Source organism: Streptomyces sp. NPDC032745, assembly GCF_055579465.1.
Map to the genome: position 1 here is coordinate 25,222 of NZ_JBVING010000012.1, position 24,859 is coordinate 50,080.

The following is a 24,859-nucleotide window of genomic DNA, read 5'->3' on the forward strand; positions in this document are numbered from 1 at the left end:
CGGGCACCGACAACGACCCGGACCTGGGGAAACGCCCGGACCCCCCAAGGCGGAGAATGGGGGGATGACGGACGAGGCGGTCGAGCGGGAGTGGGCCAGGCACTGGCAGTACGCGGAACTGCCCGGCCTGGACCTGCTGCGCGCCCACTACGTACGCCACACCTTCCCGCGCCACGCCCACGACGGGTACGTCATAGCGGCGGTCACCGGTGGCATCGAGGAGGTCGGCCTGCCCGGCGGCATCGTGCGGGCCGGGCCCGGGAGCGTGGTCCTGATCAACCCCGAGGTGCCGCACACCGCGCGGTCCGGGGTTCCGGAGGGCTGGGCCTACGCCACCTTGTACCCCTCCCGGGAGCTGATCGCCGAGGTCGCCGCGGAGATCGGCAGCCTGCGCGGAACCCCCGGCTTCACCGCCGACTCGGTCACCGACCCGCAGACCTCGCACGTGATCACCGAGGTGCACCGGGCCGCCGAGGAAGGGAACGCGCTCGCCGCCGACACCCTGCTGCGCCGCGCGGTGGCGCGGATGCTGACCCGGCACGCCGGGCCGCTGCCCGTCCGTACGGTCCGCAGCGCCGGAGCCGCCGACGCCGCGGCGGCCCGGGCCGTGCTCCAGGAGCGGATGGCGCAGCCGCCGTCGCTGGAACGGCTGGCCGCCGAGCTGGGGACCAGCCCGTTCGCCCTGCTGCGGGCCTTCCGGGAGCGGTACGGGATGCCGCCGCACACCTGGCTGACCGACGCCCGGGTCCGGCAGGCCCGCCGGCTGCTGGACGCGGGCACCCCGCCCGCGGAGGCGGCCGTAGCCGTCGGCTTCACCGACCAGCCGCACCTGAACCGGCACTTCACCCGCATCGTCGGCGTCCCGCCGGGCGCGTACCGGCGGGAGCGGGCGGGCGGTTAGGCTCCCGCCGTGGACGGCGTGGAGCAGGCCGGGGTGTGGGGTACGTACACGGCCCAAGTGCGGGGGCGGGTACCCGAGTGGCCGCCGACGGGCGCTGTGGTGGAGCAGGACGGGCCCTTCGTACGCACCCACTACGGCACCCACGGGACGGTCGGGCACCGGCCGCTCACGGACATCCCGCACGCCGAGCTGGCAGGGATGGTGCGGCGGCAGCAGGAGGCCTTCGCGGCACGCCGCGAAGGCGTGCGGTGGAAGGTGTACGGGGAGGACCCGCCGGATCTGGCGGAGGAGCTGGCCGCGGCCGGGTTCACGGCGGACGCCCCGCGCTCGCTGCTCGTCGCGGACCTCGCGCGGCTCGCGCCGGGCCGGGAGACCGGAGTCCGTTCGGTCCCCGGCGGTCTGCCGGGGGATTCCCCGTGGCGGGCCCTGGCCGCCGCGAGCGGGCCGCACGCCAAGCCGCTCGCCGAGTTCGAGGCCGACCGCGGGTGGCGCTGCGACCCGGGGGACCTCTCCGTGCTGGTCGAGCACGGGCGGGTGGTGGCCGCGGGCTGGCTGGAGGTCGCCCGCGGCACCGACTTCATGCTGGTCGGCGGGCTGACCGACCCCGCGACGGCCGCGGCCTTCGTACGGCACTGGACGCCGCCCGGCGATGCGGACCGCCGTCGGCCGGGCGCGGCGGCGTACTGCGCCGCCGAGGCCGGCGGAGAGCTGCGCGACGCGCTCCTCGCGGCGGGCTTCGCCGAGCTCACGACCGTACGCACCTTCCGGCTGGACCCGGTCGAACCCCCGGCCCGGACCCGGCCCGTCCGGGAACTCGCAGCGGCGGAGGACGACGTGCTGTGGGACCGGCTGCGCAACGAATTCGGCTTCCGGACCAAGGTCGCGGACATCCCCGGCTTCGCCGCCCCTGGCCCGTCCGCCACCTGGCCCCTCGGCGACCCCCACGAGGCGCTGGTCGCTGCGCTGGACCGGATCGTCCTGCGCGGGCTGAGGGCCGTCACCCCGCCCGGGGAGCAGGTGCGCTGGCTGGACTGGCAGCACCCCTGCTACGCCTTCGACCCCCACCGGGTCGGCGGTCCCGGGGAGCCGGAGTGCCCGGGCCAGGCGTATCCCGACGGCGATTTCTACCTCTACGTGGACCCCGGGCTGCGCTTCGGCACCTTCGGCCACCCCTGGGAGCACACGCTGACCGTCTTCGGCGCGGGGCTGCTCGGTGCGGTGGGGGCGGAGCTGACCGCCCTGCTCGGCGAGCCGGTGCGGCGCCGGGGCTGATCCGCCGGGACCTGCAAGACGTACGAGCCCCGCAAGACATACGGGACCTGCAAGGCATACGGGACCTGCAAGACGTACGAAACCTGCAGGACGTACGAGATCCGCAAGAACGTACAAGACCCGGCCCCCCTGGCCTGCGTACTTTCGCCGGGTGGGAGAACAACGGATGGTGATGCAGGAGACCCCCGAGGGGGTCGCCGGGCGGCCGCGCGGCGCCGTCGTGCGGGACGCGCTCGGGGTCGGGGTGGCCGTCGGGCTGTCGGGGTTCGCGTTCGGGGTGACCGCGGCCGGGTCCGGGATCAGCGTGCTGCAGGCCTGCGTGCTGAGCCTGTTCGTGTTCACCGGAGCCTCGCAGTTCGCGCTGGTCGGGGCGCTGGCCGCGGGCGGGAACCCGTTCACCGCGGCCGCCGGTGCCTTCTTCCTCGGTACGCGCAACGCCTTCTACGGGCTGCGGCTTTCGCAGCTGCTCGCCCTGCCCGGGGCGGTGCGGCCCTTCGCCGCCCACTGGGTGATCGACGAGACCACCGCCGTGGCGCTGACGCAGCCCGACCGAAGGTCGGCGCGGCTCGGGTTCACCGTGACCGGGCTGAGCCTGTACGTCCTGTGGAACCTCACCACCCTGCTCGGTGTCCTCGGCGCCGAAGCCCTCGGGGACACCGCCGCATGGGGGCTGGACGCCGCCGGGCCGGCCGTCTTCCTGGCCCTGCTCGCGCCGATGCTGAAGACCGCCACCGAGCGGGCCGTCGCCGCGCTCGCCGTCGTCCTCGGGCTGGGCCTGCTCCCCGTGCTGCCCGCCGGGCTGCCGGTGCTCGTCGCCGCCCTCGCCGCCCCCGTGATCCTCTGGCTGAAGGGACGCCGCTCGTGAACGTCTGGCTCGCCATCGGGCTCACCGCCGTCGGCTGCTACGCCGCCAAGCTCGCCGGGCTGCTCGTACCCGCCGGGGCACTGGAGCGGCCGCTCGTGCGCAGGCTCGCCGCGCTGCTGCCGGTCGCGCTGCTCGCCGCGCTCACCGCCCAGCAGACCTTCGGCTCCGGGCACGAGCTCGTGCTCGACGCCCGCGCCGCCGGGCTGGCCGCCGCCGGGCTCGCGCTGCTGCTGCGGGCCCCGTTCCTGCTCGTGGTCGGCGCTGCCGTGGTCGTCACCGCGGGCGTCCGGGCTCTGGGCGGGTAGCCGCTCCGGGGGGATCGCCGGCCAGGGGGCGTCCGTACGCCCGCAGGGTCAGCAGGGCCTCCAGTGTGGCGATCGGGCGGCGTTCCAGCGAGCTGCCCGGCGCCCAGGCGAGGCGGCGCACCGGCCAGCCGCCGTCCGGCTGCTGCGCGGCGGCCAGGAAGTCCAGCGAACGCCTCAGCTCCTCGTCGGTGAACCAGCCGCGCGCCAGCGACTCCGGCCGCCGGGCGACGTCGTGCGGGAACAGCTGCTCGCCCGGCGCGTGACCGGGGTACGGCGGGTACTCCCGGCGGCGGCGCGGATCGAGCACCACGAGCCGCTGCTCGCGCACGAGCCGCCCCAGCCGGTCCGCGGCCGCCACCGCCCGCGGCCGGTCGGGGGCGCCGTCGAGGAAGGCCACCGCGCTCTGGATCTCGTACGGGTCCGCCCGGCGCAGGGTCTCGACCCGGTCCCAGCAGAACTCCGTGGCCCGGAACAGCCACGCGTGCCAGATCCGGTTGCGGTGCAGGACGCCGACGACCGGGCCCGTGATCAGGAGCTCGGCCGGCGGATCGTCGTACAGCCGGTGGTACGGGGCCCCGGGATAGCCGCGCGGGGCCGGCAGGAGCACCGGAAGCGCGCCGTCCGCGGTCGAGACCCGGGTGAGGTGGCGGCAGAGCCGCTCGATCCGCTGCCCGGCGCACCGGCCCAGGCTGTCCAGGACCCGCAGGGCGTGGGCGGTGTGCAGCGGCTGGCTGAGCGGACCGCGCAGATCGGGATCGAGGGCGTGGCCGTAGCCGCCGTCGGCGTTGAGGTACGAGCCGAGCGCGGTGTCCACCGCGTCGGGGTCCCCGCCGAGGAAGTGGAACGCGAACCGCCGCTGCTCCAGCACCCGGGCCGTGAGCCAGATGAACTGCTCGGCGCGGGCCAGCGGGGTCGGCGGGGTGGGTGGGGCCAGCGAGGAAGCTTCGTCTCCAGGCATGCGTGAAACCGTAGGGCGCGGTGGCGCGGGGCCGGGGGGCGAACAGCACCGGTGCACTCTCCCGGGGCGGGATACTGGGGGCATGCGGTTGACGATTTTCTGGGAGCGGATGGCGGAGCACTTCGGTGCGGGCTACGCAGACTCCTTCGCGCGGGACCACGTCATGACGGAGCTCGGCGGACGCACCGTCCACCAGGCGCTGGAGGCGGGCTGGGAGGCCAAGGACGTGTGGCGCGCGGTGTGTTCGGCGATGGACGTGCCGGCTTCGCTGCGCTGACGCAGGCGGCCGTTTCCCCGTCCGCGGGGCGGTTGGGACAGACTGGGGCGCGTGGCAGCCACCGATGAGACGACCGTGACGACGACCGGCACCGCCGATACCACCGCCTCGGCCGGTACGGCCGAGGCGGCGACGGGCAGGACCGGGCCCGGCCCCGCCGGTCCCGCAGGGCCTCCCGGTGGCGCCACCGCCCAGGCGGCGCCCGGCGCCCGGATGCCGCGCTGGCTGCCGCGCGCCGTCGTCCTCGTCCTGGCCCTCGTCGCCTGCTTCCAGCTCGGCAGCTGGGCCTTCCACCAGCTGACCGGGCTGCTCGTCAACATCCTGATCGCGTTCTTCCTCGCGCTCGCGATCGAACCCGCCGTGGCCCGGATGTCGGCCCGCGGCATGCGCCGCGGGCTCGCCACCTTCCTGGTGTTCCTCGGGGTGTTCGTCGCGGCCGTCGGCTTCGTCGTGCTGCTCGGCTCGATGCTCGCCGGGCAGATCGTCGCCATGGTGCAGGGCTTCCCGGGCTATCTCGACTCGGTGATCGGCACGATCAACACCACCTTCCACACCAAGCTGTCCCGGCTCGCGATCCAGGACAGCCTGCTGCACTCCGACTGGCTCCAGAAGTACGTACAGAACAGCGCGACCGGCGTGCTCGACGTGTCCGCCACCGTGCTCGGCGGGCTCTTCAGGCTGCTGACGATCGGGCTCTTCTCCTTCTACTTCGCCGCCGACGGGCCGCGGCTGCGGCGCGCGCTGTGCTCCGTACTGCCCCCTGCGAAGCAGTCGGAGGTGCTGCGCGCCTGGGAGATCGCCGTCGCCAAGACGGGCGGCTACCTCTACTCGCGCGGCCTGATGGCCCTGGTCTCCGGCATCGCGCACTACGTCGTCTTCGTGGTCCTCGACGTGCCGTACGCGCCCGCCCTCGCGGTGTGGGTGGGGCTGGTCTCCCAGTTCATCCCCACCATCGGCACCTACCTGGCGGGCGCGCTGCCGATGCTGATCGCCTTCCCGGACTCGCCCTGGTACGCGCTGTACGTCCTCGGATTCGTGGTGGTCTACCAGCAGTTCGAGAACTACGTGCTGCAGCCGAAGCTGACCGCGAAGACGGTCGACATCCACCCGGCGGTGGCCTTCGGCTCCGTGATCGCGGGCACCGCCCTGCTGGGCGCGGTCGGGGCGCTGATCGCGATCCCGGCCGTCGCCACGCTGCAGGCGTTCCTCGGCGCTTACGTGAAGCGGTACGAGGTGACGGAGGGGGCGGCCGGGGCCGGCGGGGCTAGCGGGGATCCGGCTACTTCTTCTCCTCGGCTGTGGCGAGGAAGGCTGCCAGGGCCTCGGTGACGGTCGCCTCGACGGCGGCCTTGTCCACGCCGAGGCCGCTGAAGACGCCCTCGCCGTTCTCGAGTTCGAGGAGCGCGAGCAGGATGTGCTCGGTGCCGACGTAGCTGTGGCCGAGGCGCAGGGCCTCACGGAAGGTGAGCTCCAGGGCCTTCTTGGCGGAGGCGTCGAAGGGGACGAGCTCGGGGACGTCCCCGGCGGCCGGGGGCAGGGCGGCGGTCGCGGCGGCACGTACGTCGTCCGCCGGGACCTGCTGGGCGCGCAGGGCGAGTGCGGCGAGGCCCTCCGGCTCGGCGAGCAGGCCGAGGACGAGGTGCTCGGTGCGGATCTCGGTGTTGCCGGCGGCGCGCGCCTCGTTCTGTGCGGTGACGACGACGTTGCGGGCGCGGGGGGTGAAGCGGCCGAAGCCCTGGCCGGGGTCGATGCCGGCTTCGCCCTCCTTGTCGGCCTTGGGGACGAAGCGCTTCTGGGCGGCCTGGCGGGTGACGCCCATGCTGCGGCCGATGTCCGTCCAGGAGGCGCCGGAGCGGCGGGCCTGGTCCACGAAGTGGCCGATGAGGTGGTCCGCGACGTCACCGAGGGACTCGGCGACGACGACGGCGCCGCTGAGCTGCTCCAGGGTGTCGGTGTGGACCTTCTTGATGGCCTCGATCAGGTCGTCGAGGCGTACCGGATTGGTCATGCGAACGGGTTCCACTGAAGGGTTCGTCATGAGTGCAACCGTAGGTTGACAGTCAAAGGAGTGTCAACCCTGGGTTGTCAGTTGGGGGGCCGAGGTCAACCCGGGGTCTCGTGGAGCGGGCCAGGGCGGCGGGGGCGCGGGAGATGCCGTGGCGGACGACCTCGACCAGCGTGGACCGGACCTCCGCGGGGACCGGGGCGTCGGGCAGCGGCCATGGGATCCGCGGCGGCCACGTCCCGTCCGCGCCGACCTCGCGGCTGCGGCGCCGGCCCGCCGCGGTGGCGTGGTCGGGCACCGGCCCGGCGCACAGGGTGGTGAGCCCCGTCACCGCGCCGAGCGCGGCGAACGCCAGGAACGGCCTCAGGCCGTTGCCCTCCCCGGTGGCGGAGTCGACGGCGCAGGCCGCGACCGTTGCCGGGACCGCGAGCGCCAGCAGCACCTGCTGCGCGGCCTGGGTGCGCGCGGCCCGCTCGCGGCGCCCGGGGCCGACGGCCAGGCCCCGTGCGGCCAGGCCCTTCCCGGCCGCGGCGGTGGCGGGGGAGGCGGCGACGAGCTTCCGGAGCCGGTCCACGCGCGGCGCCGGGGACCCTGCTGCGCGGCGGAGGGCGTCCGCCTGGACGGGGTCGGCCGGCGGAGGCTGCTCGCGTACGCCGGCCCCGACCCGGCCGTCGGCGCCGACCGGCAGCATCCCGGCCAGGTGCAGCGCGGTGAGCGCCACGTCGGCGACGCGCTGCCGGCCGCCGTCCAGGTATGCGGCCTCGTGCAGGTCGAGCCCCCCGGTGTCCGCCCGGCCCCCGGGATCGAGCCCGCGCTGCAGCGGGATGCGGGCGAGGGTCACGCCGAGCAGCGGCACGGCCGAACCCAGGAAGATGTAGACCCACACCGTCGCCCCCGACTCCGTGTCCTGCCCTGCCCTGCCCTGCCCGGTCCCGCTCCGTTCCGCCTGAGTGTGGGCCCGCCCGATGGCCGGGGCAATGCGCCGGACCGGACCCGTCGACCCGCGGGCCGACGGGTCCGCCGGGTGGCCCGCGCCGGGTGGGGCGTGGTGCGCTTGACAGGAAAATCGAACATCCATTCTGATGAGTTATCCACAGCCGAACCGGACGTGGGAGCGCATTGTCAGTGGCAGGCGTTAGCGTCAATGGCGTGAAGCGATCGACTCAAGCAAACCGGGTGGAACCCATGGCAGGCACCGACCGCGAGAAGGCTCTCGACGCCGCGCTCGCACAGATTGAACGGCAATTCGGCAAGGGTGCGGTCATGCGCCTCGGCGACAAGCCGAACGACCCCATCGAGGTCATCCCCACCGGGTCGACCGCGCTGGACATCGCCCTCGGCGTCGGCGGGCTGCCCCGCGGCCGCGTGATCGAGGTGTACGGCCCGGAGTCCTCCGGCAAGACGACCCTGACCCTGCACGCCGTGGCCAACGCACAGAAGGCCGGCGGCACCGTCGCCTTCGTGGACGCCGAGCACGCGCTCGACCCCGAGTACGCGAAGGCCCTCGGCGTCGACACCGACAACCTCATCCTGTCGCAGCCGGACACCGGCGAGCAGGCGCTGGAGATCGTGGACATGCTCGTCCGCTCCGGTGCCCTCGACCTGATCGTCATCGACTCCGTGGCGGCCCTCGTGCCGCGCGCCGAGATCGAGGGCGAGATGGGCGACTCGCACGTGGGTCTCCAGGCCCGTCTGATGAGCCAGGCACTCCGGAAGATCACCGGTGCGCTCAACCAGTCCAAGACCACCGCGATCTTCATCAACCAGCTCCGCGAGAAGATCGGTGTGATGTTCGGCTCGCCGGAGACCACCACCGGTGGCCGCGCGCTGAAGTTCTACGCCTCCGTACGCCTCGACATCCGCCGTATCGAGACCCTCAAGGACGGCACCGACGCGGTCGGCAACCGCACCCGTGTCAAGGTCGTCAAGAACAAGGTCGCGCCGCCGTTCAAGCAGGCCGAGTTCGACATCCTCTACGGCCAGGGCATCAGCCGCGAGGGCGGCCTGATCGACATGGGCGTGGAGCACGGCTTCGTGCGCAAGGCCGGCGCCTGGTACACGTACGAGGGTGACCAGCTCGGCCAGGGCAAGGAGAACGCCCGCAACTTCCTGAAGGACAACCCCGACCTCGCCAACGAGATCGAGCGGAAGATCAAGGAGAAGCTGGGCGTGGGCGTGCGCAAGGACGCCGCCGCCGACGAGGCGGCCGCAGGCGCGCCTGCCGAGGCCGCGGCCGTGCCCGCCCCCGCATCGAAGGCCAAGACGACGGCCAAGGCCGCCGTCGCCAAGAGCTGACCCGTGCGGGAGCAGGAAAGGGGCGGCGGCAACGGCGGCCGGGAGGGCCGTCGCGAAGGCAGCCGCGAACGCGGCCGTGAAGGCCGTCGCGAGGGACGTGGCGAAGGCCGCCAGGAACTGCCGCCCCAGAGTCCCGAGGAGCAGGCGCGGGCGATCTGCCTGCGCCTGCTCACCGGGATGCCGCGCACCCGGCGCCAGCTCGCGGACGCCCTCGACAAGCGGGGCATCCCCGAGGAGGTGTCGCAGGCGGTCCTCTCCCGGTTCGAGGAGGTCGGCCTGATCGACGACGCAGCCTTCGCCGGGGCCTGGGTCGAGTCCCGGCACCGCGGCCGCGGCCTCGCCCGCCGGGCGCTCGCCCAGGAGCTGCGCACCAAGGGGGTGCACGCCACCCTCGTCCAGGAGGCCCTGGAACAGCTGGACTCCGACCAGGAGGAGCAGACCGCCCGGGAACTCGTGGAGCGCAAGCTCCGCGCCACCCGGGGCCTGGAGCGGGACAAGCGGATCCGGCGGCTCGCCGGGATGCTCGCCCGCAAGGGGTACCCGGAGGGCATGGCCCTGCGGGTGGTGCGGCGCGCGCTGGAGGAAGAGGGCGACGACGGCACGGACACGGACGACCTGGGGTACCCGGGGTTCTGAGCTGCGCCGCAGGACCCGGGGGTGGGGATAGCCCCCGGGTGCGGACGCCGGGGTGCTCCACTGCCAAGAAGCGGGCCCGGCGGCAGAGTTGCCCGCATGATGCTGCGTTACGCTCTCCAGACCGTCAGGGACCGCAAGGCCGGATTCCTCGGCGCCTTCGTCGCACTCCTGTGCGCGGCGGCCCTCATCACCGCCTGCGGCACGCTCCTGGAAACCGGACTCCGCGGAAAGATCGCCACCGAGCGCTACGCGGCCGCGCCGGTCGTCGTCTCCGCGGACCAGAACGTCCACCAGACCACGGTCAAGGAGAAGAAGGGCAAGGCCAAGACGAAGCACAAGGCCAAACCCGTCGCCGAGCGGGCGTGGCTCCCCGCCTCCACGGTGGACGCGGTCCGGTCCGTGCCGGGCGTCGAGCGGGTCGTACCGGAGCTCAGCTTCCAGGCCGTCCCGCTGGTCAAGGCCCCCGGCGGCGCGAAGCCCTCGTACGGACACGCCTGGACCTCCGCCGCGCTCACCCCCTTCACGCTCACCGAGGGCCGCGCCCCCCAGGGCGGCGGCGAGGTCGTGGTCGACCGTGAACTGGCCGCCCGCGCGGGGCTGAAGACCGGCGCCCCGCTCACCGTGCAGGCCACCGGCGAGCCGAAGACGTACACCGTCAGCGGGATCGCGCAGACCGCCCGCGGCGATCTCGCACGGCAGAACGCGCTGTTCTTCGGCGACGCCGAGGCGCAGCGGCTGGCCGCCCGCGACGGACAGGTCACCGCCATCGGGGTGCTGCCGGCGCCCGGGACCGACCCCGGAGAGCTGGCCGGGCGCGTCGAGCAGGCACTGGGGGGCACCGGCGCGCAGGTCGCCGTGGGCGACGCACGCGGGCCCGTGGAGTTCCTCGACGCGGCGGGTGCACGCATCAAGCTGGTCTCCATGGGCGGGGCCATGGGAGGCACCTCGCTGCTCGTCGCGATCCTCGTGGTCGTCGGGACCTTCGCCCTCTCCGTCCAGCAGCGCTACCGCGAACTCGCCCTGCTGCGCGCCATCGCCGCCACGCCCAGGCAGCTGCGCCGCATGATCGGCCGCGAGGCCCTGGTCGTGGGCCTGGCCGCCGGTGTCGCCGGGGCGCTCGCCGGGCTCCCGCTCGCCGCCTGGCTGCACGGCCGGTTCATCGAGAGCGGGGTCGTGCCCGCCAACCTGGAGCGCACCGCCGGGATCTTCCCGATGTTCGCCGCCGTCGGCGCCAGCCTGCTCGGAGCCTGGGCCGCGGCCCGGATCACCGGGCGGCGGATCGCCCGGATCCGCCCGGCCGAGGCGCTGGCCGAAGCCGCCCTCGAACGGGGGCGGCCCGCGTGGATCCGGATCGCGACCGGGATGCTGCTGCTCGCCGGCGGTGTGGTGCTGGTCGCCGTGCTGAGCGTGCTGCGCACCGAGCCGGCGTCGACCCCGGTGACCTTCCTGGCCGTCGTGGTCCTCGCCGGCGCGGTCTCGCTGCTCGGCCCGCTGCTCGTACGGGGCGCGACCGCGCTGCTCGCCGGGCCGCTGCGGCTGGCCGGCGCGGGAGGGCACCTGGCCACCGCGAACCTGCGCGGCAACGCCACCCGGATGGCCTCCGCGGTCACCCCGCTCGCCCTGTTGACCGGCATGACCTGCACCGTCCTGTTCATCACGCCGACGCTGGGCAACGCCGCCCGGGCACAGGCCCGTGACGGGGTCCGGGCCGGCTGGGTGCTGGCCGCGCAGGGGCCGGGTGTCACCGGCGCCGCCGCGGAGCGGATCCGCCGGACCCCCGGGGTCACGGCGGCCACCGAGATCGTGCACACGTCCGTACGGGTGGGGCTGACGAAGTACGGCGCGCAGGGGGTGACCCCGGCCGGGCTGGCCCGGACCTGGGACCCCGGTGTGACGAGCGGGAGCCTGGACGGCTTCGGCGAGAAGAGCGTGGCGGTGAGCGAACTGGCCGCCGATCAGCTGGGGCTGAAGCCGGGGAGCCCGCTGAAGCTGGCGCTGGGCGACGGGACCCCGGTCACCCTGACCGTCTCGGCCGTGTACGCGCGGGGGCTGGGCTTCGGGGACCTGACGCTGCCGCACGACCTCGTCGCGGCGCACGTGGACAACCCGCTGGCGAGCAGCGTGCTGGTGGCGGCGGAGCCGGGGACCGGGCGGGAGCAGCTGGCCGCGGCGGTACGGGAGTTCCCGGGGGTCGGGGTGCTGACGGCGCGCGACGCGGACGAGGTACGGGCGGAGCGGCAGCAGGCCGGTGCCGAGATCAACCTGCTGGCGATGGGGCTGGTGCTGGCGTTCACCGCGATCGCGGTGGTCAACACGCTGGCGATGTCCACGGCGGAGCGGTTCCGGGAGTTCGCGATGCTGAGGCTGGCGGGGGCCAAGCGGCGTCAGGTGCTGCGGATGCTGCGGACGGAGGCGCTGGCGGTGCTGCTGATCGGGGCGGTGCTGGGGTCGGGGATCTCGCTGGCCGTGCTGACCGCGTTCAGCGTGGGCATGACGGGGGCGGCTGCTCCGGCGGTGCTGCCGGTGGTGTACGTGGGGGTACTGGGGGTGGCGGGGCTGCTGGCCCTCGCGGCCACCGCCCTGCCGGGCCGGGTGGCGCTGCGGGTCCCTCCGGTGGAGGTGGCCACCTCGAGGTAGCGGCCACCACCTGCGGGCCCGCCGCCCGCCGCCCGCGGGCCCGGGGCCGCACCGCTCCGGTGGTGCCGGTCCCGGGCCCGGGGTGGGCGTGGCCTGCGGCGCTGGTCCCCTACCCGCCCTTCTCCCGATCACCGGGCGCTGCCCGGACCCGGTCCTCAAACGCCGGACGGGCTGAAAGATCCGGGCGCTGCCCGGACCCGGTCCTCAAACGCCGGGCGGGCTGGGAGGTCCCGGAGGGTGCCCGGACTCGGCGTTAGGTAACGGGGAGGCCTGCGGCCTTCCAGGCCTGGAAGCCGCCGGTCAGGTCCGTGGCGCGGTGCAGGCCCAGGGTGTGGAGCGAGGCCGCCGCCAGGGACGAGGCGTAGCCCTCGTTGCAGATCACCACCACCCGGAGGTCGTGCGAGGTGGCCTCGGGGGCGCGGTGCGAGCCCTGGGGGTCCAGGCGCCACTCCAGCTCGTTGCGCTCGACCACCAGCGCACCCGGGATCAGGCCGTCGCGCTCGCGCAGCGCCTGGTAGCGGATGTCCACCAGGAGGGCGTCGCCCGCCCGGAACGCGGCGTACGCCTGCGCCGGCTCGATGCGGGTGTACGCCGAACGGACCCGTTCCAGCAGGGCGTCGATACCGATCGGGGCGCTCACTGCCAGTCCGCCGGGCGCTCGACCTGCTCCAGCGTCAGCACCTGACCGGTGCGGCTGTAGCGGCGGATCAGGGGCAGCGGCGGGTAGTACGCGTGCACCGAGACCGCGTGCTCCGCCTCCGACTCGTTGAGCACCTCGTGGACGTGGTGCTCGCCGAAGGCCCGGCCCGTCCCCGCGCCCAGGCTGCGGCTGCGGTCCAGATCGGCGGCGAGCTCCAGGCTCCGCCAGCCCTCTGACGGCAGCCGGACCGCCAGGGAGTGCTCCCGCAGGCGCCCCCGGGCGGTGGCGAACGCGCCCAGCGACTCGGCGTGGTCGTGCCAGCCGGTGCCGGTGCCCGGCGGCCAGCCGATCACCCAGGCCTCGCTGCCGCCCGGCCCGTCGAGGCGGATCCAGGTGCGGCCCTCGGGGTCGAGGGGGAGGGAGTCGATGACCGCCGGGTCGGCGGCGGTACGCAGGGCGAAGTCGAGGAGTTCCGCAGCCGTCACCGCACCGGCGCGCGCGGGGGCGTGCGGAGGTGAGAGGGGCGCAGTGGGTGCACTGGGTGCAAAGGGCGCATGCATGGGGGCGTGACCGTCCTGTGGGTTCGCGAAAGTGCGCGCGGAGCGCGGAGGGATCGGCGAATCAGCAGGAAGGGCGACACACGCAGCCCGCGTAGCGGAGCAGGTCCATATGGACCCTCCGCCACAGGCGTACGTCGTTGCCGGTCATGTCGGCGAGTGAAGCATGCGGACCGGAGACCGGTCAATCGATCACGGCCGGATGAGTCGAAGACGACTCGAGCGGGGCTGGCGCCCCCAGCCGGACGGTGTCCGCCGCCTCGTACAGCTCGGCCGGCCGCACGCCCGCGAAGGTCGCCGCCAGGTGTCCGTCCGGCCTGACCAGGAGGACGGTGTGCGCCGGAGCCCCCGGGTAGCCGTCCGCGACCAGCAGTTCCGTGCGGACCGGGAGGGCGCTCACCGCAGCCGCGAGCCGGGGCATCAGCCCGGCGCCCAGCCAGTGCCGCCGGTCCCAGACCCCGGTGCCCGGGGCGACCAGGACGACCAGCAGGCGGCCCCGTCCCAGCAGGTCGCGCAGTGGCACGGTTGCCCCGTCGGGCGCGGTGACGGGAACGTTGGCCACCTGACCGCCCGGCTCCGTGTCGGTGGGCACCTCGCGCACGGCCACCGGCGGGGCGTACGTCGGTGTCGCGCCCAGCGGCCCCCGCCCCAAGTGGCCATCGGTCAGCAGCAGCTCGCCGGAGCGGGTGGCGCCGGGCAGGTACGTCCGCAGCCCGCCGCCCCCGCGCAGTACGGGCATCGCCTGGTCGGCGGCGCGCAGCCGGGCCGCGACGGCGGTGCGGCGCTCGCCCTCGTAGCTGTCGAGCAGGGCCTCGGAGGCGCCCTGGTGCCAGGCCAGGGACAGCTTCCAGGCGAGGTTCTCGGCGTCCCGGAGCCCCTCGTCGACCCCCTGAGTGCCGAGCGCGCCCAGCAGGTGGGCGGCGTCCCCGGCGAGGAACGCGCGGCGGTCGCGCCAGCGGCGGGCGAGCCGGTGGTGCAGCGTGTGCACCCCGGTGTCGAGGAGGTCGTACGGGGGAGTGGCGCCCCCGCACCACACGGCCAGGGTGTCCCGGATCAGGGTCACGAGGGCGTCGGGCGTGACCAGTTCCCCGCGGGCCGGGAGCAGCCAGTCCAGCCGCCACACCCCGTCGGGCAGCGGCCGGGCGCTGACCTCGGGCACGCCGGGCGCCGGGGCGCGGTGCAGCAGGGCCTCGCCGGGCCAGGGGAGTTCGGTGCGCAGCGCGGCCACGGCGTGCCGTTCGACGGCGGTGCGGCCCGGGAAGCGGATGCCGAGCAGCTTGCGCACGGTGGAGCGCGCTCCGTCGCAGCCGACCAGGTAACTCCCGCGCCACCACGTGGTCTCGGCGCCCCGGGTGTGCGCGGTGACCCCGCGCTCGTCCTGTTCGAGGGAGTCCAGTTTGCTGTCGGCGACCAGCTGGACCAGCGGATGTGCGGCCGCGGCGTCGCGCAGCCCGCGCGTGAGGGCGTGCTGCGGCAGGTGCAGGGGGGCCTGACGGTCCTCGAAGGTGATGCGCCGGGCGTCGTCGGTGCGGCTGCGGCGCCGCATGGTGCGCCAGGCGGCGAAGAGCGCGCCCTCGTCGCGCAGCGTCGTACAGCCCAGCCGGTGGACCATGGCCGAGGTGTCCTCGTGCAGGACGACCGTACGGGCAGGCCGGGGCAGGTCCTTGCCGGGCCCCTCGTCGAGCACGACGCTGGGCACGCCCGAGCCGGCCAGGGCCAGGGACAGGGACAGTCCGACGGGCCCCGCGCCGACGACGATCACCGGGTCCATGATGCGGCTCCCGATGTCCGGTATGTGATCACAGAACGTATGCAACCCACTGGAGGTGCCTGCGTCAAGTGACACCCGGCCCCGCCAACGCCGTGTGGTGCGGCGGATGAGTTCCGCCGCACCACAGGTGTCACGCCAGTGTACTGACCGGGTGTCAGGCTCGTGCCGTCGGGGAGCCGTGTCGTCCGGATGCCGGGCCGGGGGTCAGGGAGCCTCGCCCACGCCGGCCGCACCGCCCGCGTCGACCTCGGCCACGTCCCCGGCGACGACCGCGCCGGTGCCCTTCTTCGACTTCCTCAGCCGCCCTTCGATCCAGGAGGCGAAGGAGGTCAGCATGAAGTTCACCACGATGTAGATCAGTGCGATCACGACGAGGGTCGCGATGGTGTTGCTGTAGTTCGCCGAGATCTGCCGGTTCATCGACAGCAGCTCGGCCAGGCCCAGCACCGCACCGCCGATCGCGGTGTCCTTGATGATCACCACGAGCTGGCTGACCAGCGCCGGCAGCATGGCCGTGACGGCCTGCGGGATCAGGACGTTCGTCATGATCTGGCCCTTGCGCATGCCGATCGCCTTGGCCGCGTCGGTCTGGCCCCGGGGCAGCGACTGGATGCCGGCGACGACGATCTCGGCGATGACCGCGGAGTTGTACAGGACGAGGCCGGTGACCACCGCGTACAGCGGGCGCAGTTCGGAGCTGACGGTGCTGAACTTCACGTACAGCGCGGAGCCGAACAACATCAGCATCAGCACCGGGATGGCGCGGAAGAACTCGACCCAGGCGCCCACCGGGATCCGTACCCACCGGTGGTCGGAGAGCCTGCCCATGCCGAGGACCGCACCCAGCGGCAGCGAGATGACCACGGCGATGAGGCCGGCCTTCAGCGTCTCGGCGAGCCCCGGCAGCAGGAAGGTCGTCCAGACCTCGCTGTCGGTGACGAACGGGCTCCACTTGTCGGCGTCGAGCTGGTTGTTCTCGGCCATGATGGCGAGGACCCACCACATGACCAGGCCGAACACGACCAGGAAGGCCGCCGTGTAGATCCAGTTACGCGCCTTGGCCTTGGGGCCGGGGGTGTCGTACAGCACGGAGCTCATCGCTTCACCGCCACTCGCTTGGCCACCCAGCCCAGCAGCAGGCCGGTGGGCAGGGTCAGCAGGACGAAGCCGAGAGCGAAGATCCCGAAGACGGCGAAGAGCGCCTGCGGCTCGTTCTCGATCATTTCCTTCATCAGCAGGGCCGCTTCGGCCACGCCGATGGCCGCCGCCACCGTGGTGTTCTTGGTGAGGGCGATCAGTACGTTCGTGAGCGGCGCGATGACCGCCCGGAAAGCCTGGGGGAGCACGATCAGGGTGAGTACCTGGAAGAAGCTCAGGCCCAGCGCGCGGGCGGCTTCGGCCTGGCCCACGGGCACCGTGTTGATGCCCGAGCGGATCGCCTCACAGACGAAGGTGCCGGTGTAGGCGATGAAGCCCAGGATGGCGAGCCGGAACCCGGTCTCCTTGAACGTGCCGCCGCCGAGCGAGATGCCGAGGGTCTGATTGAGACCCAGCGAGCAGCCGATGATGATGACGGTCAGCGGGGTGTTGCGCACGATGTTGACGTACGCCGTGCCGAAGGCCCGCATCAGCGGGACCGGGCTGACCCGCATCCCGGCCAGGACGGTTCCCCAGATCAGGGATCCGACCGCCGAGTAGAGGGTGAGCTGAACCGTCACCCAGAAGGCTCCGAGCACGTCGTACTGCCCGGAATTAAGAAAGTCGAACACGTTGCCCTGCGCTCTCCCCAGGATGGCCGGTGAGAGGGGCCGCCGCCCGTGGCAGGCGGGCGGCGACACCCCTCACCGATGAATCAGCTGCCTTCGGTGATCTGCGGGGCCGGCTCGGCCTTGTAGTTGGCGGGGCCGAGGTTCTTGTCCACGGCCTTCTGCCAGGAGCCGTCCTCGACCATCTTCTTGAGGGCGGCGTTGACCTTCGTCTGGAGGTCCTTGTCGCCCTTCTTCAGGCCGATGCCGTACGGCTCGTCGCTCAGCTTCAGGCCGACGAGCTTGAACTTGCCCTTGTTGTTCTCCTGCGCGGCGTATCCGGCCAGGATCGAGTTGTCCGTGGTCAGGGCGTCGAGCTTCTTGTTCTCCAGGCCGGTGAGGCACTCGGAGTAGCCGCCCTGCTCCAGCAGGTCGGCCTCAGGGGCCAGCTTGGTCTTGACGTTCTGCGCCGAGGTGGAGCCGGTGACCGAGCAGAGCTTCTTCTTGTTGAGGTCCTCGGCCTTGGTGATCGAGGTGTCGTCGGCGCGGACCAGCAGGTCCTGGTGGGCCAGGAAGTACGGGCCGGCGAAGTCGACCTTCGCCTTGCGCTTGTCGTTGATCGTGTAGGTCGCGACGACCAGCTTCACGTCACCGTTCGAGATCAGGTTCTCGCGCTCGGCGCTGATGGCCTGCTTGAACTCGATCTGGTCGGGCTGGTAGCCGAGCTCCTTGGCCACGTACGTCGCCACGTCGACGTCGAAGCCGGAGAACTTGCCGTCGGGGCTCTTGAGACCCAGACCCGGCTGGTCGAACTTGATGCCGATGACGATCTTGTCCTTGGCGCCGCCGGACGCGCCGCCGTCACTGCTCGCCTTGTCGCTGCTGCCGCCGCAGGCGGTCGCGGTCAGAGCGAGGACTGCGGCCACGGCCGCGGCCGCACCGGCCTTGAAAACCTTCATGGTGAACTTCCCTCGGATGAGACGTTGTTGGACGACGAGCGACACGTGTGCTCTGAGCCGCCAGGGGATCACTACCAGACAAGACCGTCAGTGGTGCAGGATCTTCGAAAGGAAGTCCTTGGCGCGGTCACTGCGCGGGTTGCTGAAGAACTGCTCGGGTGCGGCCTCTTCGACGATCTTTCCGTCGGCCATGAAGATGACCCGATTGGCCGCAGAGCGGGCGAAGCCCATCTCGTGCGTGACGACCACCATCGTCATCCCCTCCCGGGCGAGCTGCTGCATGACCTCCAGCACCTCGTTGATCATTTCCGGGTCGAGCGCCGAGGTCGGCTCGTCGAACAGCATCACCTTCGGGTCCATCGCCAGCGCGCGGGCGATCGCCACGCGCTGCTGCTGGCCGCCGGAGAGCTGCGCCGGGTACTTGTCGGCCTGCGAGCCGACGCCCACCCGGTCCAGCAGGGACTTCGCCTTCTCGAGCGCCGCTGTCGGGTCCGTCTTGCGGACCTTGAGCTGACCCAGCATCACGTTCTGCAGCACCGTCTTGTGCGCGAACAGGTTGAAGGACTGGAAGACCATGCCCACATCGGCACGCAGCCGGGCCAGTTCCCGTCCCTCCGAGGGCAGTTCCTTGCCGTCGACCGTGATGGTGCCCGAGTCGATCGTCTCCAGCCGGTTGATGGTCCGGCACAGCGTGGACTTGCCCGATCCCGAGGGACCGATCACCACGACGACCTCACCGCGGGCAATGCTCAGATCGATGTCCTGAAGCACGTGCAGCGCGCCGAAGTGCTTGTTGACGTTGCTCAGTACGACCAGGTCGTCCGCGGCCCCGGCCGCATCCTGCACGTCCTTGGTCACTGATACTCCGCTCATCGGCAACTTGCTCCGTCCTCCTCGGTTGGGAGGACAGTAGTGACGTGGTGCGCACACCGTCATCACATCTGAGGGAGAATTGAGCATAACGAAACGGCCTCGCTCCGATACGCTCCGTGCGCACCACGGCAACCGGGCCGGTCTGCCCGTACCGGGTGCATAACGGAAGACGCGCCGGACCGGAACCCCCTTGACGTGGGCCCCTCCATCGGCATGGATGCAGGGTGGCCCTGACCGCGGGCCCTGATCAGAAAAAACAGGAAAGGGGGACGCAATGAGACTGCTGCTCGTCGAGGACGACGACCACGTCGCCGCCGCCCTGTCCGCGATCCTCGCCCGGCACGGCTTCCAGGTGACCCACGCCCGCAGCGGCGAGGAGGCCCTGCAGGCCCTGCTGCCCGCCGGAGCGCCGCCCTTCGGCGTCGTCCTCCTGGACCTCGGCCTGCCCGACCAGGACGGTTACGAGGTGTGCGGAAAGATCCGCAAGCGCACCGCGACGCCCGTCATCATGGTGACCGCGCGCGCCGACGTCCGCTCCCGCATCCACGGCCTCAACATGGGCGCCGACGACTACGTGGTCAAGCCCTACGACACCGGCGAGCTCCTCGCACGCATCCACGCCGTCGCCCGGCGCACCGGCGCCTCCGAGGAGGCCGCCGCCACCGGGACGGGCGCCCTCGACGTGGTCCGGCTCGGCCCGGTCAGCATCGAGCTGCCCACCCGGCGGGTCAGCGTGGACGGCACCGACGTACCGCTCACCCGCAAGGAGTTCGACCTGCTGGCCCTGCTCGCGCAGCGCCCCGGTGTCGTCTTCCGCCGCGAGCAGATCATCAGCGAGGTGTGGCGCACCAGCTGGGAGGGGACCGGGCGGACCCTCGAGGTCCATGTCGCCTCGCTGCGCTCCAAGCTGCGCATGCCCGCCCTCATCGAGACCGTCCGCGGGGTGGGCTACCGGCTCGTCACCCCGGCCGCCTCCTAGCGGGGCCCCGTCGTGCGCGCCCGGCTGCTCCCGCTGCTCGTCGTCCTGATGGCGGGCGTGCTGCTCGCCCTCGGCTTCCCGCTCGCCGTGAGCCTGGCCGCCGGCCAGCAGCAGCGCGTGGTCGTGGACCGGATCGACGACAGCGCCCGCTTCGCCGCCCTCGCCCAGTTCGTCATCGACGCCGAGGGCTCCGGGTCCACCGGCGCCGCCGACCGGCGCGACACCCTGCAGCTCGAACTCGCCCGCTACCAGCAGCTGTACGGCATCCGGGTCGGCATCTTCTACCGCGACGACAACGCCATGGTCCGGGCCCCCGGCTGGTGGCAGCTCCCGGAGACGGAAGATGCCCGCCGGGCCTTCGGGGAGGCCCTCGCCGGGCGGCGCAGCCACGACCCCGCCCAGGTGTGGCCCTGGCAGACCCACGGCAAACTCCTCGTCGCCTCCCCGGTCGTCCTCGACGGCGACGTCGTCGCGGTCGTCGTCACCGAGTCGCCCACCGACCAGATGCGGGCGCGGATCCTGAGCGGCTGGCTGCTGATCGTCGCCGGGCTCGGCGCCGCCATGCTGGTGGCCTTCGGCGCCGCCCTGCGCCTCACCAGCTGGGTGCTCAAGCCCGTACGGACCCTGGACGCGGCCGCCCACGGCATCGCCACCGGGCGGATGAACTCCCGGGTCGCAGCGGCCGGCGGGCCCCCGGAACTCCAACGCCTGGCGCACTCGTTCAACGAGATGGCCGACAACGTGGAAGAGGTCCTGGAACAGCAGCGGGCGTTCGTCGCCGACGCCTCCCACCAGCTGCGCAACCCGCTCGCTGCGCTGCTCCTGCGGATCGAGCTGCTCGCCCTCGAACTGCCCGAGGGCAACGAGGAGATCGCCTCCGTGCGGACCGAGGGCAAGCGCCTGACCCAGGTCCTCGACGACCTGCTGGACCTGGCGCTGGCCGAGCACACCTCCGCCGAGCTCAGCCTGACCGACATCGCAGCGCTGACCGCCGAACGGGTGACCGCCTGGCGGCCGTACGCCGAGGAGAAGGGCGTACGGCTCACCGAGACGGGCCGGGCCGCCGTCACGGGCTGGTCCGACCCCATCGCGCTCTCCAGCGCGCTCGACGCCGTCATCGACAACGCCCTCAAGTTCACCCCTGAGGGAGAAGAGGTCGAGGTGTCCGTCGCGGCGGCCGGGCCCTTCGTGCAGGTCGTCGTCGCCGACCGCGGTCCCGGTCTGACCGACGAGGAGCTGCTCCGCGTCGGCGACCGGTTCTGGCGCAGCGGCCGCCACCAGAACATCAAGGGCTCCGGGCTCGGCCTGTCGATCTCCCGGGCCCTGCTCGCCGCGGGGGGCGGGTCCCTCTCGTACGAGACGAACCCGCCGCACGGGCTGCGGGTGACGGTGGCTGTCCCGCGCAGCGATCCGCACACGCCCTGAGCACTGCCGCTGCGGGGCGGGGCGGAGCCAGGGCCGGTCAGGCGGATCCGGCCCACGGGAGGGTGGTGCCCGCCGGGGCGGAGGTCGCGTGCAGCTCGTCCACGGCCCGGACCTCGAAGGCTGCCGCCCGCTCCCGGCCGGCGCGGGTGACGGCCGGAAGGTGGAGGGCCGTGCCGCAGGTGCCGCCGAGGAAGCGGCGGGTGCCGTCCGGGAGCAGGCGGTACAGCTCGTAGTGGCGGACCGGGCCGGCTGCCCGGCGCCAGGACAGTCGCACGGAGGCCTTGCCGTCCTGCTGGGTCTGGGCGTCCACGGTCAGCGCACTCGGAGACGCCGGGCGCCGCCGCGCGGTGTCGTCGCGTACCGACAGGGCGCCGAGCCGCCAGACCACCGCCGTGTTCCCGCGGGCCGTGATCCGTACGGCGAGCCCGTACGCGGTCCGGCCCGCCAGACTCGTGAGCCCGACCCGGGAGGTGCGCCAGCCGCCCCGGCCGGAGCCCTGGGCCGGCGTCTTCAGCCAGGTGTACGGGACCGGCTCGCCCGGAGCGGCCGGCTCGCGCGTGGCCACGCCCACCTCGACGGTGAGCGCGCCCGCCTCGGTGGCGTGCACCAGCTCCAACACGGTGGAGCCGGTCAGGGGCAGCCGGGTCGAGTGCAGCCCGACCGCGGCCGGGGCGGTGAGTCTGCCCGCCACGAGGAGGCTGGAGCCGCCGCGCCAGGCCTTCGCGAAGTCCAGGCCGACGGCCGGGCGCTGCCCGGCGCTCTGCACGGCCCAGCGGCGGCCGGGGAGGCGGTCCTGGAGCCCGAGGTGGTTCCAGGCGGTGTCGGAGGTGACCTTGCCGTCCTCGTACCAGCGTTCCCCGTGCCCGGTGTTGAAGGCGCAGGCGAAGGGCAGGGCGGCGACGGTGGACCGGTCCGCGACGGCGGTGGCGGGCGCCCGCCAGGTGCCCTCGGGCGCGGGGTGGGCCGGGTCCAGGGACTCGCCCGTCCAGAACCGGTCGTCGGCGCGGTGGAAGGCACCGGGGGAGCGGTCCGTGAGGTGGTTGCGCGTCCACTCGGGCCGGTAGAAGCCGATGCTGACGACGTGGTCGCGGTCGCGAGGGATGACCGCATCCCAGCGGACGGTGGAATTCCAGCCGTTGGACTCCATGTCGAGCGCCGCCCACAGCTCGTGGCGGGAGCGGCCCAGCCGGTCGGCGAGCGCGCCGGAGGCGGCCAGGGTCTGCTGCGTCCAGCGGAAGTCGACGAACATCGTGTCCGCGACCCGGCCCGCCCGGTCCTCGAAGAACTCCTGGTTGAGCTGGTTGAGCGCGCCCTGCCAGCCGACCCGGCCGGTGCTGTTCATGGCGTCGTACCAGGTGATCCGCAGGCCGTGCGGGGCGCCGGCCGCCCGCAGGGCGCGCAGGAACTCCCGCATCCGGGCGGCGAGCGAGCTGTCCCCGCCGTCGGTCTCGGCGTTCACGAACCAGCCGTCGAACCCGTACGTCCGGGCCACCTGGACGAGCTTCCCGGCGATCGGGAACCGGCCGAGGGCGTCCTGCTGCACCAGGTCCCGCGTCCACCGGAGGTCGCCGCCGTACGCGACGGGCGGCAGGAAGATGTTGCCCAGCACCGGGACGCCGTTGCGGTGGGCCGCGTCGACCACGGGCGCGTTCGGGGCGAGCACGATGCCCTCGCCGGAGGAGCCGCCCCAGAACACCAGCTCGTCGAGGTACGCCCAGTGCGTCAGCGCGTAGTAATCGGCGGTCGCGGAGCCCTGGGAGGGGTTCTGGGCGGTGGGCCCGAAGGACACGAGGGAGGAGATCCGCGCCTGGCCACTGCGGGCGCCCGCGTTCGGCGGCACCGGGGTGAAGCGGGGCGCGAGCGGCACGGTCGCGGTGTTGTACGCGAGGTCCGGGTCGGACTCGGGGGTCCACTGCGCGAGCGAGCGCCAGGTGATGCCCGGGCCGGGGGAGCCCTGGGGGAGCGAGTCGGGGAACCAGTACGAGGCGTACGGGGCCAGGCCGGCCGGGGACGGGGTGGCGCCGCCCCGGGCGTCCGGGGCGGTTGCCGCGGCCTGCGCTCTCGTGGTGGCGCCGAGCAGCGCGGCGGCCCCCACCCCCGCTCCGGCGGCCAGCACCCCGCGCCGGGTCGGCGGCGCCGTACGGGCCGGATGCAACGGAGGTGCCGGAGGTGCCGGAGGTGCCGTACGGAGGGAACGGGCGGTGCGAGGGTCGGCGCCGTTGCCGGTCTCGGACATGCGGGGCTCCTCGGTGACGGGTGACGGGTGACGGGTGACGGGTGACGCGTGACGGGTGAGGTGGTGATCGTCAGGTGACGTCGTGCACGCGCAGCACCTCGGTGATGCCGCGCGCGGACAGATGGGCGGGGTCCTCGGCGAGCTCCGCCAGGACCACCGCAGGGCGGACCCCCTGGGCCGTCAGCGCGGCCCAGGCTTCGAAGAAGGCCCCGCCCGGGGCGCACACCGACCGCCTCGGCGCTGCCTCCGCCCCGCCGACGTCCACGGCCAGCGCGGTGGACCGGACGGCCGGGCGGTGCTCCCGGCCCCGCCACTCCGCGGCGATCCGGGCGACGGCGGCGCCGGCCGGCTTGGCCTCGCGGTCGTTGGTGAGCAGACCGAGCCCGTACTCCAGTTCCGGGAAGTCGGCCAGCTCCCGGGACACGTCGTGCGAGCACCACCAGGTCACGCCCCACAGGTCCGGGCAGTCCAGCACGTTCGCCACGGTCGCCTCGGTGAAGGCGGCCGCGTGCTCCGCCGGGATCAGCGGTGCGGGAGCCCCGACCTCCTGCAGCCACACCGGCCGGTGCGGATCGAGCGCCCAGGCCTTCGACAGCTCGACCAGGTACGCGGCGTGGTGCTCGGTCGCCGTCCCGGTCCGGCCGTGGCGCTGCGCGGTGCCGTTGAACACCCACGAGTGCACGGCGGTGGCCGCGCCCAGCCGGGCCGCCTGCGCGACCGTGAAGGGGTGTCCGTCCTGGTACCAGGCGGCGTCGTACTCGGCGTGCAGGTGGAACCGGCCCGGGGCGCCCTTCTCGCAGCCCGCGAGCATCCGCTCCAGCCAGCGGCCCGCCTGCTCGCGGGTGATCCGGTCCGGGTCCGGGTGGGGGGCGTCGGAGAACTGGTTGATCTCGTTGCCGACGGTCATGCCGAGGAAATTGGGCCGGTCGGCGAGGGCGGCGGCCAGCGTGCGCAGGTACTCCTCCTGCCCGGCGACGACGTCCGGGTCGGTGAAGATGTTCCGCCGGTGCCAGGTCCCGGTCCACGCGGGCAGGAAGTCGAAGCTCGACAAGTGCCCCTGCAGACCGTCCACGTTGACGTCGAGCCCGCGCTCGGCGGCCGCGTCGGCGAGCGCGACGAGCTGTTCGACGGCGCGCGGCCGGATGAGCGCCCGGTTCGGCTGGAACACCGGCCACAGCGGGAAGACCCGTACGTGGTCCAGGCCGAGCGCGGCGACGGAGTCGAGGTCGGCCCTGACCTCGTCGAGGTCGAAGTCGAGCCAGTGGTGGAACCAGCCGCGGGCCGGGGTGTAGTTGGCGCCGAAACGGAGCGGACGAGGGGCGGATTCGTCGTGCATAAGGCGTCCTGGAGTTCTCGGAAATGCGCCGGGGTGACGCACAACCTGCCGGGTGTCACGGGGTAAGTCAACAGGGCCTCCGGAACGGGGACTTATGCGCTTCAGTCCCGTTGACAGAAGGGCTCCGGCCCTCCCAAGCTGATCGAGCTAATGCGGTTTAGTTCTGCCACAGGAAAGCGTGTGGAAA

24 protein-coding genes are annotated in these 24,859 nt (G+C 73.2%); 11 read left to right on the top strand and 13 right to left on the bottom strand.

All coding sequences use genetic code 11. The annotated features are described in order from the left end of the window. Positions 1-64: 64 nt before the first annotated feature. The 4 genes from ACZ5WG_RS27860 to ACZ5WG_RS27875 all read left to right on the top strand — a co-directional run bounded on the left by ACZ5WG_RS27860 (position 65) and on the right by ACZ5WG_RS27875 (position 3,343). Positions 65-901 carry an AraC family transcriptional regulator gene (locus ACZ5WG_RS27860; RefSeq protein WP_468726691.1) on the top strand — a complete coding sequence of 279 codons (837 nt, stop codon included), beginning with the start codon at positions 65-67 and terminating at the stop codon, positions 899-901. A 9-nt stretch (positions 902-910) separates the two neighbouring features. After that, entirely contained in the window at positions 911-2,173 is a 1,263-nt protein-coding gene (locus tag ACZ5WG_RS27865; protein ID WP_468726692.1) for a DUF2716 domain-containing protein, read from the top strand. 166 nt (positions 2,174-2,339) lie between these two features. After that, positions 2,340-3,038, top strand: a complete 699-nt coding sequence (locus ACZ5WG_RS27870; RefSeq protein WP_468726693.1) for an AzlC family ABC transporter permease — start codon at positions 2,340-2,342, stop codon at positions 3,036-3,038. Continuing rightward, on the top strand, positions 3,035-3,343 hold the full coding sequence (locus ACZ5WG_RS27875; protein ID WP_468726694.1) for an AzlD domain-containing protein: 309 nt from the start codon (positions 3,035-3,037) through the stop codon (positions 3,341-3,343). Before ACZ5WG_RS27870 ends, ACZ5WG_RS27875 begins: the two co-directional genes overlap by 4 nt. On the opposite strand, the gene ACZ5WG_RS27880 is transcribed toward ACZ5WG_RS27875, so the two are convergent. After that, a complete protein-coding gene (locus ACZ5WG_RS27880) occupies positions 3,312-4,301 on the bottom strand; it encodes a hypothetical protein (RefSeq protein ID WP_468726695.1) in 990 nt (329 codons plus the stop codon). The two genes, ACZ5WG_RS27875 and ACZ5WG_RS27880, sit on opposite strands and share 32 nt — an antisense overlap. Before the next feature lie 82 nt (positions 4,302-4,383). Between ACZ5WG_RS27880 and ACZ5WG_RS27885 the strand changes: the two genes are divergently transcribed. Both ACZ5WG_RS27885 and ACZ5WG_RS27890 read left to right on the top strand, forming a co-directional pair. After that, complete coding sequence (locus tag ACZ5WG_RS27885; protein WP_030650223.1) at positions 4,384-4,578, top strand: DUF3046 domain-containing protein; 195 nt, start codon at positions 4,384-4,386, stop codon at positions 4,576-4,578. Positions 4,579-4,791: 213 nt separating this feature from the next. Further along, positions 4,792-5,907, top strand: a complete 1,116-nt coding sequence (locus ACZ5WG_RS27890; protein ID WP_468726904.1) for an AI-2E family transporter — start codon at positions 4,792-4,794, stop codon at positions 5,905-5,907. Here the strand turns inward: ACZ5WG_RS27890 and ACZ5WG_RS27895 are convergent. Both ACZ5WG_RS27895 and ACZ5WG_RS27900 read right to left on the bottom strand, forming a co-directional pair. Beyond that, entirely contained in the window at positions 5,858-6,616 is a 759-nt protein-coding gene (locus ACZ5WG_RS27895) for a Clp protease N-terminal domain-containing protein (protein ID WP_468726696.1), read from the bottom strand. The two genes, ACZ5WG_RS27890 and ACZ5WG_RS27895, sit on opposite strands and share 50 nt — an antisense overlap. A 22-nt stretch (positions 6,617-6,638) precedes the next feature. Next, positions 6,639-7,469, bottom strand: a complete 831-nt coding sequence (locus tag ACZ5WG_RS27900) for a TIGR04222 domain-containing membrane protein (protein WP_468726697.1) — start codon at positions 7,467-7,469, stop codon at positions 6,639-6,641. A 299-nt stretch (positions 7,470-7,768) separates the two neighbouring features. Between ACZ5WG_RS27900 and recA the strand changes: the two genes are divergently transcribed. The 3 genes from recA to ACZ5WG_RS27915 all read left to right on the top strand — a co-directional run bounded on the left by recA (position 7,769) and on the right by ACZ5WG_RS27915 (position 12,151). Then, positions 7,769-8,878 (top strand): recombinase RecA, encoded by a 1,110-nt coding sequence (gene recA, locus ACZ5WG_RS27905; protein WP_133896721.1) that lies wholly within the window; start codon positions 7,769-7,771, stop codon positions 8,876-8,878. 3 nt (positions 8,879-8,881) lie between these two features. After that, positions 8,882-9,514, top strand: coding sequence for a recombination regulator RecX (gene recX, locus ACZ5WG_RS27910; protein WP_468726699.1), 633 nt, complete (start codon positions 8,882-8,884; stop codon positions 9,512-9,514). Positions 9,515-9,610: 96 nt separating this feature from the next. Then, positions 9,611-12,151 (top strand): FtsX-like permease family protein, encoded by a 2,541-nt coding sequence (locus tag ACZ5WG_RS27915; RefSeq protein WP_468726701.1) that lies wholly within the window; start codon positions 9,611-9,613, stop codon positions 12,149-12,151. 253 nt (positions 12,152-12,404) lie between these two features. Here ACZ5WG_RS27915 and ACZ5WG_RS27920 read toward each other — a convergent pair whose 3' ends face one another. From ACZ5WG_RS27920 to ACZ5WG_RS27955, 8 genes are all read right to left on the bottom strand, one after another. After that, positions 12,405-12,791 carry a rhodanese-like domain-containing protein gene (locus ACZ5WG_RS27920; RefSeq protein ID WP_468726702.1) on the bottom strand — a complete coding sequence of 129 codons (387 nt, stop codon included), beginning with the start codon at positions 12,789-12,791 and terminating at the stop codon, positions 12,405-12,407. Next, positions 12,788-13,351: a cupin domain-containing protein gene (locus ACZ5WG_RS27925; protein ID WP_468726703.1), complete on the bottom strand. Its 564-nt coding sequence runs from the start codon at positions 13,349-13,351 to the stop codon at positions 12,788-12,790. The genes ACZ5WG_RS27920 and ACZ5WG_RS27925 overlap by 4 nt, the downstream gene beginning before the upstream one ends. 61 nt (positions 13,352-13,412) lie before the next feature. Then, complete coding sequence (locus ACZ5WG_RS27930; protein ID WP_311318651.1) at positions 13,413-13,499, bottom strand: putative leader peptide; 87 nt, start codon at positions 13,497-13,499, stop codon at positions 13,413-13,415. A gap of 33 nt (positions 13,500-13,532) precedes the next feature. After that, positions 13,533-15,119: an FAD-dependent monooxygenase gene (locus ACZ5WG_RS27935; RefSeq protein ID WP_468726705.1), complete on the bottom strand. Its 1,587-nt coding sequence runs from the start codon at positions 15,117-15,119 to the stop codon at positions 13,533-13,535. A gap of 204 nt (positions 15,120-15,323) precedes the next feature. Beyond that, entirely contained in the window at positions 15,324-16,217 is an 894-nt protein-coding gene (locus ACZ5WG_RS27940) for an amino acid ABC transporter permease (RefSeq protein ID WP_468726706.1), read from the bottom strand. After that, positions 16,214-16,888: an amino acid ABC transporter permease gene (locus ACZ5WG_RS27945; protein WP_468726707.1), complete on the bottom strand. Its 675-nt coding sequence runs from the start codon at positions 16,886-16,888 to the stop codon at positions 16,214-16,216. Before ACZ5WG_RS27945 ends, ACZ5WG_RS27940 begins: the two co-directional genes overlap by 4 nt. Positions 16,889-16,971: 83 nt before the next feature. Beyond that, positions 16,972-17,823, bottom strand: coding sequence for a glutamate ABC transporter substrate-binding protein (locus tag ACZ5WG_RS27950; protein WP_468726709.1), 852 nt, complete (start codon positions 17,821-17,823; stop codon positions 16,972-16,974). A gap of 87 nt (positions 17,824-17,910) precedes the next feature. Then, entirely contained in the window at positions 17,911-18,696 is a 786-nt protein-coding gene (locus ACZ5WG_RS27955) for an amino acid ABC transporter ATP-binding protein (protein ID WP_468726710.1), read from the bottom strand. Between the two features lie 274 nt (positions 18,697-18,970). Here ACZ5WG_RS27955 and ACZ5WG_RS27960 point away from each other — a divergent pair, with 274 nt between their 5' ends. Further along, positions 18,971-19,675 (top strand): response regulator transcription factor, encoded by a 705-nt coding sequence (locus ACZ5WG_RS27960; RefSeq protein ID WP_266663088.1) that lies wholly within the window; start codon positions 18,971-18,973, stop codon positions 19,673-19,675. 12 nt (positions 19,676-19,687) lie between these two features. Beyond that, the gene (locus ACZ5WG_RS27965) at positions 19,688-21,100 is read left to right on the top strand and encodes a sensor histidine kinase (protein WP_468726712.1); all 1,413 of its coding nucleotides are present in this window, start codon (positions 19,688-19,690) and stop codon (positions 21,098-21,100) included. A 37-nt stretch (positions 21,101-21,137) separates the two neighbouring features. Here the strand turns inward: ACZ5WG_RS27965 and ACZ5WG_RS27970 are convergent, their stop codons facing one another. After that, positions 21,138-23,336, bottom strand: coding sequence for an endo-beta-N-acetylglucosaminidase (locus ACZ5WG_RS27970; RefSeq protein WP_468726714.1), 2,199 nt, complete (start codon positions 23,334-23,336; stop codon positions 21,138-21,140). Positions 23,337-23,406: 70 nt separating this feature from the next. After that, positions 23,407-24,672, bottom strand: a complete 1,266-nt coding sequence (locus ACZ5WG_RS27975; protein WP_468726715.1) for a glycoside hydrolase 5 family protein — start codon at positions 24,670-24,672, stop codon at positions 23,407-23,409. Positions 24,673-24,859 lie beyond the last annotated feature (187 nt).